Annotated in this window: 12 protein-coding genes; 5 read left to right on the top strand and 7 right to left on the bottom strand. The window is 64.9% G+C overall.

Features of this window, described 5'->3' with window-relative positions:
• Window positions 1-13: 13 nt before the first annotated feature.
• The 4 genes from G7045_RS05120 (at window position 14) to G7045_RS05105 (ending at window position 5,120) form a co-directional block, all read left to right on the top strand.
• Entirely contained in the window at window positions 14-1,501 is a 1,488-nt protein-coding gene (locus G7045_RS05120) for a cbb3-type cytochrome c oxidase subunit I (protein WP_166158234.1), read from the top strand.
• 79 nt (window positions 1,502-1,580) lie between these two features.
• Window positions 1,581-2,399, top strand: a complete 819-nt coding sequence (locus G7045_RS05115) for a CbbQ/NirQ/NorQ/GpvN family protein (RefSeq protein ID WP_166158231.1) — start codon at window positions 1,581-1,583, stop codon at window positions 2,397-2,399.
• Between the two features lie 25 nt (window positions 2,400-2,424).
• Window positions 2,425-4,257 (top strand): nitric oxide reductase activation protein NorD, encoded by a 1,833-nt coding sequence (locus G7045_RS05110; protein WP_166158228.1) that lies wholly within the window; start codon window positions 2,425-2,427, stop codon window positions 4,255-4,257.
• A gap of 140 nt (window positions 4,258-4,397) precedes the next feature.
• Entirely contained in the window at window positions 4,398-5,120 is a 723-nt protein-coding gene (locus G7045_RS05105; RefSeq protein WP_166158225.1) for a Crp/Fnr family transcriptional regulator, read from the top strand.
• Between the two features lie 11 nt (window positions 5,121-5,131).
• On the opposite strand, the gene G7045_RS05100 is transcribed toward G7045_RS05105, so the two are convergent.
• The 6 genes from G7045_RS05100 to G7045_RS05075 all read right to left on the bottom strand — a co-directional run bounded on the left by G7045_RS05100 (window position 5,132) and on the right by G7045_RS05075 (window position 10,253).
• Window positions 5,132-5,737 carry a nucleoside triphosphate pyrophosphatase gene (locus G7045_RS05100; RefSeq protein ID WP_166158221.1) on the bottom strand — a complete coding sequence of 202 codons (606 nt, stop codon included), beginning with the start codon at window positions 5,735-5,737 and terminating at the stop codon, window positions 5,132-5,134.
• Window positions 5,738-5,796: 59 nt separating this feature from the next.
• Window positions 5,797-6,264 (bottom strand): 23S rRNA (pseudouridine(1915)-N(3))-methyltransferase RlmH, encoded by a 468-nt coding sequence (gene rlmH, locus G7045_RS05095; RefSeq protein ID WP_166158218.1) that lies wholly within the window; start codon window positions 6,262-6,264, stop codon window positions 5,797-5,799.
• A 16-nt stretch (window positions 6,265-6,280) separates the two neighbouring features.
• Window positions 6,281-7,084, bottom strand: a complete 804-nt coding sequence (rsfS, locus tag G7045_RS05090; protein ID WP_166158215.1) for a ribosome silencing factor — start codon at window positions 7,082-7,084, stop codon at window positions 6,281-6,283.
• A 183-nt stretch (window positions 7,085-7,267) separates the two neighbouring features.
• Window positions 7,268-8,227 carry an oxygen-dependent coproporphyrinogen oxidase gene (gene hemF / locus G7045_RS05085; RefSeq protein ID WP_166158212.1) on the bottom strand — a complete coding sequence of 320 codons (960 nt, stop codon included), beginning with the start codon at window positions 8,225-8,227 and terminating at the stop codon, window positions 7,268-7,270.
• Window positions 8,227-9,507, bottom strand: a complete 1,281-nt coding sequence (gene purD / locus G7045_RS05080; protein ID WP_166158209.1) for a phosphoribosylamine--glycine ligase — start codon at window positions 9,505-9,507, stop codon at window positions 8,227-8,229. The genes hemF and purD overlap by 1 nt, the downstream gene beginning before the upstream one ends.
• 26 nt (window positions 9,508-9,533) lie before the next feature.
• On the bottom strand, window positions 9,534-10,253 hold the full coding sequence (locus tag G7045_RS05075; RefSeq protein WP_166158207.1) for a YebC/PmpR family DNA-binding transcriptional regulator: 720 nt from the start codon (window positions 10,251-10,253) through the stop codon (window positions 9,534-9,536).
• A 76-nt stretch (window positions 10,254-10,329) separates the two neighbouring features.
• Here G7045_RS05075 and G7045_RS05070 point away from each other — a divergent pair, with 76 nt between their 5' ends.
• The gene (locus G7045_RS05070) at window positions 10,330-11,847 is read left to right on the top strand and encodes a helicase HerA-like domain-containing protein (protein WP_166158204.1); all 1,518 of its coding nucleotides are present in this window, start codon (window positions 10,330-10,332) and stop codon (window positions 11,845-11,847) included.
• A gap of 6 nt (window positions 11,848-11,853) precedes the next feature.
• Here G7045_RS05070 and G7045_RS05065 read toward each other — a convergent pair whose 3' ends face one another.
• Window positions 11,854-13,239: a metallophosphoesterase gene (locus tag G7045_RS05065; RefSeq protein WP_166158201.1), complete on the bottom strand. Its 1,386-nt coding sequence runs from the start codon at window positions 13,237-13,239 to the stop codon at window positions 11,854-11,856.
• Between the last annotated feature and the right edge of the window lie 198 nt (window positions 13,240-13,437).

Genomic DNA, 13,437 nt, shown 5'->3' with positions numbered 1-13,437 from the left:
AGGAGCAACACACATGACAACACCAGCTCTCAAATACCAAAGCCAGTCGGTCGCCAAGCTGTACTTCATTGCAGCCATGGTGCTGTTCGCCGGGCAGATTCTGTTTGGCGTCACCCTGGGCCTGCAGTACGTCATTGGCGATCTGTTCTTCCCCTACATCCCGTTCAACATCGCCCGCATGGTGCACACCAACCTGCTGATCGTGTGGTTGTTGTTCGGCTTCATGGGCGCGGCCTACTACATGATCCCGGAAGAGGCCGAGACCGAGCTGCACAGCCCGGCCTTGGCGATTGCGCTGTTCTGGATCTTCCTGATCGCCGGCGCTGCCACCATCCTGGGCTACCTGCTGGTGCCGTACGCCAAGCTCGCTGAGCTCACCGGCAACGACCTGCTGCAGACCATGGGGCGCGAGTTCCTGGAGCAGCCGCTGCCGACCAAGGTCGGCATCGTCATCGTCGCCCTGGGCTTCCTGTTCAACATCAGCATGACGGTGCTCAAGGGCCGCAAAACCGCCATCTCCCTGGTGCTGTTGATGGGCCTGTGGGGCCTGGCGCTGATGTTCCTGTTCAGCTTCGTCAACCCGCACAACCTGGTGCGCGACAAGATGTACTGGTGGTTCGTGGTGCACCTGTGGGTCGAAGGCGTGTGGGAGCTGATCCTGGCCTCGCTGCTGGCCTACGTGCTGGTCAAGACCACCGGCGTGGACCGTGAAGTGATCGACAAGTGGATGTACATCATCATCGCCTTCGCGCTGATGAGCGGCCTGCTGGGCACCGGTCACCACTTCTTCTTCATCGGTATGCCTGGCTACTGGCTGTGGATCGGCTCGATCTTCTCCGCCCTGGAGCCCCTGCCCTTCTTCCTGATGGCCGTGTTCGCCTTCAACATGGTGCAGCAGCGCCGCCGCAACCACCCCAACCAGGCCGCCGTGCTGTGGGCTGTGGGCACCTCGGTCATGGGCTTCCTGGGCGCTGGCCTGTGGGGCTTCATCCACACCCTGGCACCGGTCAACTACTACACCCACGGTTCGCAGATCACTGCCGCCCACGGCCACCTGGCGTTCTTCGGCGCCTACGTGATGGTGGTGATTGCCATCATCAGCTACGCCATGCCCACGCTGCGCGGTCGCCTGGCCAACAGCCAGAAGTCGCAAGCGCTGGAAATGTGGAGCTTCTGGGTCATGTGCATCGGCATGGGCATCATGGTGCTGGCGCTGACCGCTGCTGGCACGGTGCAAGTCTGGCTGCAACGCCTGCCTGAGACCAACGCCCTGGGCTTCATGGCCACGCAAGACGAACTGCGCATCTTCTACTGGGTGCGTATCGGTGGCGGCGTCATGTTCCTGATCGGCCAGTTCATGTACTTTGCCAGCTTCTTCACCGGCGGCCAGCACGTGCTGCCCGGCGACAAGCACCACAAGCACGGCCATGACAGCCACGGCGGCGCCGGCAGCAACCCGCTGCACGCCCAGCCCGCCCAGCGCCTGAACGGCCGCATCTGATGCCAGCCTTGCGCTAGCGCCCCCCTGAACTTGCGCCGCTTTACGCGGCGCAAGTTCCTTTGAACCGAGAAAAATGCCCATGGACCACAGCGAACAACACCACCTGACGGCCAGCAACGCCCAGGTGCCGTACTACGCCGAGCAAGGCGGCGAGGCCGCACTCTTCGAGCACGCCTTCGCCCAGCGCCTGCCGGTGCTCATCAAAGGGCCGACGGGCTGCGGCAAGACCCGGTTCGTCGAACACATGGCCGCGCGCCTCAAGCGCCCCCTGATCACCGTCAGCTGCCACGACGACCTCTCGGCCGCCGACCTCGTCGGGCGCCACCTGATCGCCGACGGCAGCACCGTCTGGGCCGACGGCCCGCTGACCCGCGCCGTGCGCCAGGGCGCCATCTGCTACCTCGACGAAGTGGTTGAGGCCCGCAAAGACACCACCGTCGTGCTGCACCCGCTGGCCGACGACCGCCGCGTGCTGCCCATCGAGCGCACGGGCGAACACATCGCCGCCGCCCCCGGCTTCATGCTGGTGGTGAGCTACAACCCCGGCTACCAGAACGTGCTCAAGAGCTTGAAGCCGAGCACGCGCCAGCGCTTCATCGCGCTCAACTTCGGCTACCCCGCGCCCGCCGTCGAACAGGCCATCGTGGCACGCGAATCGGGCGTCGATGCCCACACTGCCGAGCAACTCGTAAACCTGGCCCAGGCCCTGCGTCGCCTGACGGAGCAAGACCTGGAGGAAACCGTCAGCACCCGCCTGCTCGTCATGGCAGCACGCCTGGTGGCCAGCGGCATTGCGCTGCACACCGCCTGCCAGGCCGCCGTCATCGACGCCCTGACCGACGATGCCGACACCGCCGCCGCCCTGGCGGAGGTGGTCGCCGCCGTCATCACGCAATAAGCCCCGCAGCAGCCCGGAGATCGGCATGGAAGAATGGGTTGGCGAGCAATGGCACCGCTTCATCACACGCGCTGCCAGCGGCCGCAGCGCACGCGCGCCGGTGCGCCTCGAAGACATGCAGCGCAGCATCGGCCTGCTGTTTCGCGCCGGCGGCGGTGAGCACAGCACCCGCATCGCCCCCGCCGGCCACAGCCGCGTCGGGGGCGTACGCAACCTGCTGCAGCGCATGGCCGGCAGCGGCACGCACGCACGCCTGGGCCAATGGCAAAACGACGTGCTCGCACTGCCGCCCGAGATCGGCGTCTTCGACGACGCCGCCCGCAACCGCCAGCTCTACCTCTGGCTCGCAGCCCTGGGCGCGCACCTGCAGCCCAGCGGCGACTGGCTGGGCGACCACATCGCCGCCACCGAAGCGGCCCTGCACACCTTTCCTGGCCTGCGCCCCTCCTACGAAACCCTGCGCGCCGCCCAACTGGCCGAGCGCCCCGACCCGGCCCGTCTGCGCGGCAACGTCGCCCAGGCCGAACGTGCACTGCAACAAGCCCTGCAAGGCCAAGCCACCGCTGGCCTGCGCATCAGTCACCACGACGTCGCCCCACTGTGGCTGTGGCTGACCCTGCCAGCAGCCACGGCCACTGCAGCGACCAAAGCCCAAAGCAACCCCAGCGCCGAGGCCCAGGAGCAAGCCGGCCCACAACCCAAAGTGCAGGACAAACGCCGGCGGGCCGCCCAATCCGTGAGCGACGAGCGCCACGGTGCACCGATGGTGATGTTCTTCCGTACCGAAACCATCCTCTCCTGGAGCGAGCTCACCCGCGTCAACCGCGACGATGACGACGAGGACGATGGCAACCAGCTCGCAGCCGCCAACGACATGGATGAGCTGCACATCGCCCCCGACGGCCAGGCCTCGGCCTCGCGCGTCAAGTTCGACCTGGACCTGCCCAGCGCCGCGCAAGACGACCTGCCCCTGGGCCCGGGCGAGAAATACCCCGAATGGGACTACCGCCGCGCCCTGCTGCAAAAAGACCATTGCGCCGTGCAGTGCTACGTCGCGCGCGATGCCGCACCCTACCACCCACCGCCAGCGCTGCGCGCTGTGGCGCGGCAGATGCGTCGGCGCCTCGAAGCCCTGCGCGCCGCCCCCGGGCGCGTGCGCGGGCGCCCCGAGGGCGACGAAATCGACATCGACGCCTGGGTGCGCCACCAGGTCGATGCCGGCCAGGCACCGCGCAGCGAAGCGCCGCCCATCTTCATCCAGCGCCAGCGCACCGAGCGCAGCCTGGCAACGCTGCTGCTGGCCGACCTCTCGCTCTCGACCGACTGCTACGCCACGCAGGATGCGCGCGTCATCGACGTCATCCGCGACGCCCTGCACGTCTTTGGCGAGGCCCTGGCCGCGAGCAGCGACGCCTTCGAGATGCTGGGCTTTTCCTCGGTGCGGCGCCAGCACGTGCGCATCCAGCACCTCAAAGGTTTTGACGAACGCTGGGACGGCAACGCCATCGCGCGCGTCAACGCCATCAAGCCCGGCTACTACACCCGCATGGGCGCCGCCCTGCGCCACGCCACGGCGCGCCTGGCACAGCGCAACGAGCGCCAGCGCCTGCTGCTCATCCTCACCGACGGCAAGCCCAACGACCTCGACATCTACGAAGGCCGCTATGGCCTGGAGGACACGCGCCACGCCGTGCACGCCGCCCGCGCCGCCGGGCTGACACCGTTTTGCGTGACAATCGACGCCCAGGCGCACGACTACCTGCCACACCTCTTTGGCTCCCAAGGCTACGCGCTGGTACACCGTCCCCAGGATCTGGTGCACCGCCTGGCCCAGGCCTACGCCGGCTTAACACGCTAATTTTCGTCATCACGCCCCCCTGCCCCCGGTGCGGATATGACTGAGTTCCTTGCCCTGCAGAAACCATTGCCTTGACTTATGTCATGATGGAAGGCGATTGGATTCTGCTCCAAGGGTTAATACTGAGAATAATTCCCACCATGGACATCCAGCAATTTGACATCCCCCGCTACCTCGCCGCCCTGCCCCTGTTCCAGGAGATGACGCCTGCAGAGCTGCAACGCCTGGCCAGCGGCTGTCGCCTGCGCCGCTACGCCCGGGGGGAATGCGTGTTCCGCGTCGGAATGCCGTGCGAGGAGTTCCACGTCACCGTCACCGGCCAGGTCAAGCTGTTTGCCATTTCCCCGGCAGGCCAGGAAAAAGTGATCGAACTGGCCGGCCCGGGCGTGAGTTTTGCCGAGGCGCTGATGTTCACCGACCGGCCCTACATCATCAACGCCCAGGCCCTGGCCGACGCCCTGGTGCTGAGCGTCGGCAAGGCCGCCGTGGTGCGCGAAATTGAAGCCGATCCGCGCTTTGCCATGCACATGCTCGCCGGCATCTCGCGGCGCCTGCATGGCCTGGTGCACGACGTGCAGGCGTACTCGCTGCACAGCGGAATGCAGCGCGTCATCGGCTACCTGCTGCACTCGCTGCCCGAAGACCATGGCGGCGCCAGCCCGGCGCTGCCCTGCCAGGCCGCCGTGGCGCTCAACGTCTCGCTGCCGGTGAGCAAGGCGACCATCGCCTCGCGCCTGTCGATCACGCCGGAGTATTTCTCGCGCGTGCTGCACGAGCTCGAAACCGCCGGCCTGATCCGCATCGACAAGCGCGACATCCACATCCCCGACGCTGCGCGCCTGGCCAGCCACACGCTGCAGTAACGCCGGCCCGCTCAGGGCTGCAGCAGCCCCACCTGGCGCAACAGCTGCGCCGTCTCGAACAGCGGCAGCCCCATGATGCCGCTGTAGCTGCCATCGATGTTTTGCACGTACTGCGCCACCGCCCCCTGAATGCCGTAGGCCCCGGCCTTGCCCAGGGGCTCGCCAGTGGCCACGTACGCGGCGATCTGCGCCGCGCTCAGGGGCGCAAAGCGCACGCGCGAGCGCGACAGCGCCGCCTGGCGCTGCGCACCGTGCTGCAGCGCCACGGCGGTGAGCACCTCGTGCTCCTGGCCCGACAGCAGCGCCAGCATCCGCGCTGCGTCCTGCGCGTTCTCGGGCTTGCCCAAAATCTGCGCGCCCAGGGCGACGGTGGTGTCGGAGCACAAAATCGCCCCTGGGGCCAGGCCCCGGCGCGCATGGCGGGCGACGGCGGCGTCGAGCTTGAGCGCCGTCACACGCTGCACATAGTCTTGCGGCAGTTCACCGGGCAGCACGGCCTCGATGGCTTCGGCGTCTTCCTCAGCACCGGGCAGCAGCAGCTCGGGCTGCAGTCCGATCTGGCCGAGCAACTGGCGCCGGCGCGGGCTTTGCGAGGCCAGATAGAGCATGGTTTTCATGGCAAAAAATGGCTGCAGCGCTTATCCAGCAAGCGCTAACAGCTATCAAAAAGATAGTATCACTCGCGGTGATAAGGATGGCCGGCGTTGACCGACCAGGCGCGGTAGAGCTGCTCGATGAGCAGCACGCGCACCATGGCGTGCGGCAGCGTCAGGTCCGAGAGGCGAATGCGCTCGTGCGCTGCCTGGCGAAAAGCGGGCTCCAGGCCATCGGGGCCGCCAATGACCAGGGCAACATCATCACCACCGAGCTGCCAGCCCTTGAGGCGTTCGGCCAGCGCCTTGGTCGTCAGGCTGGTGCCGCGCTCGTCGAGCACCACCACGCGTGTGCCGCGCGGGATGGCGGCGCTGATGCGCTCGCGCTCGGCGGCGTACAGGGTTTCGAGCGTCTTGGAGCCGCGCGGCTCGGTTTTTACCGCCTTGAGCTCGACCTTGAGCTCGGGCGGGAAGCGCTTGGCGTAGTCGTCGTACGCGGTCTGCGCCCAATCGGGCACGCGCTGGCCAACGGCAACGATCAGCAGCTTCATGGCCGGCGCTCAGGGCTTAGTTTTTGGCTGCGGCTTTTTTGGCAGGCGCTTTTTTCGCCGGGGCTTTCTTGGCGGCGGCCTTGGGGGCTGCTTTTTTGACCGCCGGGGCCTTCTTCACCTCGGGCTTGTTCACGACCACGGTTTTCACGGCGGCTTTCTTGGCCGGGGCTTTTTTGGCCGCCGTGGGGGCGCTTGCTGCCTTTGCCGTCTTGGCCGCTGGCGCTTTTTTGGCTGCGGGTTTTGCTGCGGGTTTTGCTGCCGTTTTGGCTGCCGTCTTGGCGGCTGTTTTGGCTGCGGCTTTAGGCGGCGCCTTGTCGGCAGTCGCTGTCTTGGCCTGTGCCTTCTTGGCGGCTACTTTCTTGGCTGCGGGTTTCTTGGCGGCGGCCTTCTTGGCCGGTGCCGAGGCGTCTTCCGATGCTTCGATCTTGCGCGGTTTCGCGGCGCCGAGCTTCAGGCGCACGGGCTTGTCGCCCCAGATTTCTTCCAGGCGGTAGTACTGGCGGATGGCCGGCTGCATGACGTGCACCACGGCGGCGCCACAGTCCACGATGATCCATTCGCCGTTGTCCTCGCCCTCGGTGCGCGGCTTGGCAAAGCCGGCATCGCGCACGGCATCGCGCACGCTCGCGGCCAGGGCCTTGGTCTGGCGGTTGGAGCTGCCGGTGGCGACGATGACGCGCTCGAACAGGGGCGAGAGGTGCTCGGTGTCAAACACCTGGATGTCCTGGGCTTTAACGTCTTCGAGCCCATCGACGATGGCGCGCTGGAGCTTGGTGACGTCCTTCTTGGCGGCGGTTTCTTTGGGGGCGGAGGTGGTCATCGGCGTTCGCTGGGGTGAAATGGGTGGTCGATACTAGCGCGGATGGCGCCAGGCAAGTCCCCCGCATGTTCCCGCATGAAAAGGGCGGCGGGGAGCGGTGTTTGGGGCGTGTTTTAGGAGTGTTTTGCGGCGCTAGCGCTTATCAAGCAAGCGCTAGCAGCTACAAAAATTATAGTTGGTGGCTTAAATCCAGTTGCGCCGCACGAGAAAGCGCTGGAGCAGCTGCGCCTCGGGCGAGCCCTCACGCTCCTGGCGGCGGTACTGCCAGCTCACCTGCGGCGGCATGGACAGCAAGATGGATTCGGCGCGCCCACCCGACTGCAGGCCAAAGTGCGTGCCCCGGTCCCACACCAGGTTGAACTCGACGTAGCGGCCCCGGCGGTAGAGCTGGAAGTCGCGCTCGCGCTCGCCCCAGGGCATGGCGGCGCGCAGCTGCACGATGGGCAGGTAGGCGCCCAAAAAGGCATCGCCCACAGCCTGCGTCATGGCCATGCTGCGCTCGGAGCCTATGGCGGAAAAATCATCAAAAAAGATGCCGCCGATGCCGCGCTGCTCCTGGCGGTGCTTCAAGTAAAAATACTCGTCGCACCAGCGCTTGAAGCGCAGGTACAGGCCCTCGCCGTAGGGTTTGAGGGCGTCGTGGCAGCAGCGGTGAAAGTGCACGGCGTCGTCCTCAAAGCCGTAGTACGGCGTCAAGTCCATGCCACCGCCAAACCAGCACACCGGCTCCTGGCCGCTGGGCTGGGCGCTGATCATGCGCACGTTCATGTGCACCGTCGGCACATAAGGGTTCTGCGGGTGGAACACCAGCGACACGCCCATGGCCTCGAACGGTGCGCCCGCCAGCTCCGGGCGGTGCTCGGTGGCCGAGGGCGGCAGGCGCAGCCCCTGCACATGCGAAAAGCCCACGCCGGCACGCTCGAACACGCGCCCGCCTTCGAGGATTTGCGTCACGCCCTCGCCCTGCAGCGGCTCACCCGGCGCCTTGCGCCAGGGGTCTTGCACAAAGCGCGCGCCGCGCTGGCCCTCCACGCCCTCGATGGCGGTGCAGATGCGCGCCTGCAGCTCCTGCAGATAGGCGCGCATTCGCTGCGCCTGCGCCTGCGCCTGCGCCTGTGCCGGTGCGGCAGCCATCGTCGCCATCAGTTTTTCACCGCCCGGTGGCCGATGTCGCGGCGGTACTGCGCGCCGTCGAAGTGCACGCCGCGCGCCACGTCGTAGGCGCGCTGCTGCGCCTGGCGCACGTTGTCGCCCAGCGCCGTCACGCACAGCACGCGCCCGCCGCTGGCGCGCAGCACGCCATCCTGCAGCTGCGTGCCGGCGTGGAACACCATGGCGTCGTCAGCCTCGGGCGGCAGGCCGGTGATGGCGTCGCCCTTGCGCGGTGCCTCGGGGTAGCCTGCTGCGGCCATGACCACGCCCAGCGCCGTGCGCCGGTCCCATTGCAGCTCGACCTGGTCGAGCTTGCCATCGACGGCGGCGCCCAGCAGATCGACCAGATCGCTTTTCAGGCGCATCATGATCGGCTGGGTTTCCGGGTCGCCCATGCGGCAGTTGAATTCGAGCGTCTTGGGCTGGCCCTTGGCGTCGATCATCAGGCCGGCGTACAAAAAGCCGGTGTACGGAATACCGTCTTTTTCCATGCCGCGCACGGTCGGCAAGATGATTTCGCGCATGGCGCGCGCGTGCACGTCGGCCGTGACCACGGGCGCGGGCGAGTACGCGCCCATGCCGCCGGTGTTGGGGCCGGCGTCGCCGTCCTGCAGGCGCTTGTGGTCCTGGCTGGTGGCCAGGGCGCAGACGTTCTTGCCGTCGCACAGCACGATGAAGCTCGCTTCCTCGCCGTCGAGGAACTGCTCGATGACGACGCGCGCGCCGCCGTCGTTGTGCACGGCGCCGTATTTGTTATCGACCAGCATGAAGTCCACGGCGTCGTGGGCCTCTTGCAGCGTCATGGCAACCACCACACCCTTGCCCGCTGCCAGGCCGTCGGCCTTGATGACGATGGGCGCGCCCAGACGCTCGACGTAGGCGTGCGCCGCTGCCGGGTCGGTGAAGGTGTCGTAGTCCGCCGTGGGAATGCCGTGGCGACGCATGAAGGCTTTGGAAAACGCCTTGGAGCTCTCGAGCTGCGCGGCGGCCTGGGTCGGGCCAAAAATGCGCAGGCCGTGGGCGCGGAACTCATCGACCACGCCAGCGGCCAGCGGCGCCTCGGGGCCGACCACGGTGAGGCCGATTTTTTGCTCCTGCGCCCAGGCGCGCAGCGCCTGGGGCTCGGTCAGGGCGATGTTTTCAAATTTCGGGTTCAGCGCCGTGCCGCCGTTGCCGGGCGCCAGATAGACGCGGGTGGCCTTGGGCGACTGGGCCAGCTTCCAGGCCAGCGCATGTTCGCGGCCACCGCCGCCGATGACGAGTACTTTCATGAATTGCCTATCGTGCCTGTCGGGTGTCAGAGAGCTGCGTTGTGGAACACGTCCTGCACGTCGTCGAGGTCTTCGATCATGTCCAGGAGTTTTTGCATTCTGGCAGCATCGTCGCCGGTCAGCTCGATGGTGTTTTCCGCGCGCATCGTCACCTCGGCCACCTCGGGCGTGAGGCCGGCGGCCTGCAGGGCGTTCTTCACCGCTTCAAAATCGGCCGGGGCCGTGAGCACCTCGATGGCGCCGTCTTCGTCGGCAATCACGTCTTCGGCGCCGGCTTCAAGCGCCAGCTCCATCACCTGGTCTTCGTTCGTGCCGGGGGCAAAAATCAGCTGGCCGCAGTGCTTGAACTGGAACGCCACCGAGCCTTCGGTGCCCATGTTGCCGCCGTATTTGCTGAACGCGTGGCGCACCTCGGCCACGGTGCGCACGCGGTTGTCGGTCATGGTATCCACGATGATGGCGGCGCCGCCGATGCCGTAGCCCTCGTAGCGGATTTCCTCGTACACCACGCCTTCGAGGTTGCCCGTGGCCTTGTCCACGTTGCGCTTGATGTTGTCGGCCGGCATGTTTGCGGCCTTGGCCTTGTCGATCGCCAGGCGCAGGCGCGGGTTGGCGTTGACGTCGCCCCCGCCCTGGCGCGCGGCGACCATGATTTCACGGATGATGCGGGTCCAGACCTTGCCGCGCTTCTCGTCCTGGCGGCCTTTGCGATGCTGGATATTGGCCCATTTGCTGTGTCCTGCCACGAAGTGTCCTTTGTCTTGAATTACGCTATCGCCCCGATTTTACTTTTGCCCGCAATTGCCCCCGAGGAAACCCGAAATGGCCGACCCGCTTTTGATCGCCCAACACGCCAGCACCACCTGCGAGCTGCTGCCCGGCCTGGCCAACCGCCACGGCCTGATCACCGGCGCCACCGGCACCGGCAAGACCGTGACGCTGCAGACCCTGGCAGAAAATTTCTCGCGCATTGGCGTGCCGGTGTTCATGGCCGACGTCAAGGGCGACCTCACCGGTATCAGCCAACCCGGCCAGATCAGCCCCAAGCTCGCGGCCACCTTGCAAGAGCGCGGCCTGGCGCTACCGCAGCCGCAAGCCTGCCCGACCACGCTGTGGGACGTGTTTGGCCAGCAAGGTCACCCGGTGCGCGCCACCATCTCCGACATGGGGCCGCTGCTGCTCGGACGCATGTTGAACCTCAACGAGACGCAGATGGGCGTGCTCAACCTGGTATTCAAAATTGCCGACGACAACGGCCTGCTGCTGCTCGACCTCAAAGACCTGCGCGCCATGCTGGCCTACGTCGGCGAGAACGCCAAAGACTTCACCACCGGCTACGGCAACATCAGCGCCGCCAGCGTCGGCGCCATCCAGCGCGGCCTGCTGCAAATCGAGCAGCAAGGCGGCGACCAGTTCTTTGGCGAGCCCATGCTCAACCTGCAGGATTTCATGCAGACCGACGCCAACGGTCACGGCCTGGTGAACATCCTGGCGGCCGACAAGCTCATGGCCGCGCCGCGCCTGTACGCCACTTTTTTGCTCTGGATGCTCTCGGAGCTATTCGAGAGCCTGCCCGAAATCGGCGACCCGGACAAACCCAAATTGGTATTTTTCTTCGACGAGGCCCACCTGCTGTTCAACGAAGCGCCCAAGGTGCTGGTCGAGCGCATCGAGCTCGTGGTGCGCCTGGTGCGCTCCAAGGGCGTGGGCGTGTACTTCGTGACGCAAAACCCGCAAGACATCCCCGACAGCGTGCTCGCCCAATTGGGCAACCGCGTGCAGCACGCGCTGCGCGCCTTCACCCCGCGTGACCAGAAAGCCGTCAAGACGGCCGCCACCACCATGCGCCCCAAGGCCGGGCTGGACATTGAGTCGGCCATCACCGAACTGGCCGTGGGCGAGGCGCTGGTGAGCTTTCTCGACGCCAAGGGCCGCCCGTGCGAGACCGAGCGCGTCTACGTCCTGCCCCCGGGCAGTCAACTCGGCCCGATCAGCGCCGCGCAGCGCCAGCAACTGCGCCAGGATTCACTCGTCGCCGGCATCTACGAGCAGGCGGTGGACCGCGAATCGGCCTACGAAAAACTCCAGGGCCGCAGCGCCGCCAGCGCCCGCCCAGGCACGGTCGGGGGCAGCACCGCCGCCGCCAGTGAAGGCGGCGGCCTGCTCGGTGGCCTGAGCGATGTGCTCTTTGGCACCACCGGCCCGCGCGGCGCCAAGCACGATGGCCTGGTGCAAACCATGGCCAAATCCGCCGTGCGCACCGTGGGCACCAACCTGGGCAAAGAGATTTTGCGCGGCGTCATGGGCAGCCTGTTTGGGGGCAGCAGCAAGCGCCGCTGAGCACCGTCACGCAGAAACACTGGCCGTGATGTCTGCAACCGCACCCTCTTTCATGAACTGGCAAATTGCCACCGCATCCTTGCCAGCCGCTCTGGTCGTGATGACCGCGAAAGTACGGGTGGCCGGGTGCTCGGTATTCTCATCAATCCAGGTGCCGGAATTCAAATAACACTTGCCCCCCGCCACATAGCGGCACATGGGCACGTGGGTGTGACCAAAAACGACGACTTCCACATTTTTCTCATCGGGGTTTTCCAGATAATTCGCTTTTGCCTGGGTGAAAAACGAATCCGGAAATGCCGGCGGCACCGCGCCTGCAACCGACACCGCAAACGAAGCTTGCGGCACCTTGACCTTGTTGGCAACCTGGCGCGCCGGCCATGAAAGCTGGATGTTTTTAAACAGCGCGGGGGCAGAAATGTATTTTTCCCCGGTCGCTCCATCGGTCAACATGACCGGAAAAAAATCTTTGTACGTGTAATCTCCATTGAAGCCGGAGATGCGCATTTTGAATATCTTATCCGTCGCAAAATGATCGACACCGCTCTCGTACGGCGTTATTTTGCTGGAGATCTTTGCAAGAATTTTATGGTAGGTATAAGCACCCGCCTGATCCGCGTATAAAGCATCCGTCAACCCGGCGTAGTCGCCATCACTGATGAGGGGCAAATTCTGGGGCACTTTGGGTTTGCCCTCCAAGACCCAGGTGGCAGCGTAGCGGGCATAAAAATAACCGGCAGGCAAGATCGTCTTGCCCTGGTTGCCGCACAGCGCCTCGTTGGTCACCGTATCCGGGGCGGAGAATACATCGTAGCGATGGCCATGCTCGATCACGATTTCATTGCGGTCGCCGGTATAGTACGTGCCAAGCCCTTGGGGCTCCCCGGCGCCGGCCTGAACCAGTTGCGGGATGGCCTCCTGCAAAACGCTGGCCTTCAGCGTCAAATCATGGTTTCCTGGCACATAGACCAGTTTGATTCCACTGGCAATCACCCGGTTGAGCTCATCAACAACCGCTTGATTGTTGGCAATGACATTCCTATAAAACTGGTCCTGATCGGTGTACAGAGGATAGTAATAAACCGGCAAAAACCACTCATCGAGAAAATCACCGGCAATCACCAACTCACGCACATCCCTGGTGTTTTGCAGGCATTGTAAAAATTGGATGAGCAGGGGACGATTCTTCAGCGTTTCAGCGTAACGATCTTCAATTCCGAGGTGAATATCGCTGATAACGACGATTTTATTGCGCACCTTATCTGCCACCCACAAAGGTGCAGCCTCCGTAGAAGCGCTGCTGCCCGTGCCACAGCCTGAAGCATTCAGGGCCACCAAGGCACCCGAACCCAAACCCAAGCGTTTAACAAAATCTCTCCGCGAAGAATGCATTTTTGACTCCTGTGTCCCCATAGTGCTTTGTGTGCGCCACTTACAGCGTAGCGTGGAAAAATTAAGAACACCTGACGAGACTCAAAACTTATTTCTTTGCCCCCATGATGCTCTTGAATTGATAGCTAATAGCGCTTGATGGGCAAGCGCTAGAAGCATTTTTCACCTAGATTCCCGGTAAGATCCAAACCCACCGCC

It is taken from the genome of Acidovorax sp. HDW3 (assembly GCF_011303755.1).
Taxonomy (GTDB): Bacteria; Pseudomonadota; Gammaproteobacteria; order Burkholderiales; family Burkholderiaceae_C; genus Paenacidovorax.
This window is presented reverse-complemented; position numbering and strand designations above follow the sequence as displayed.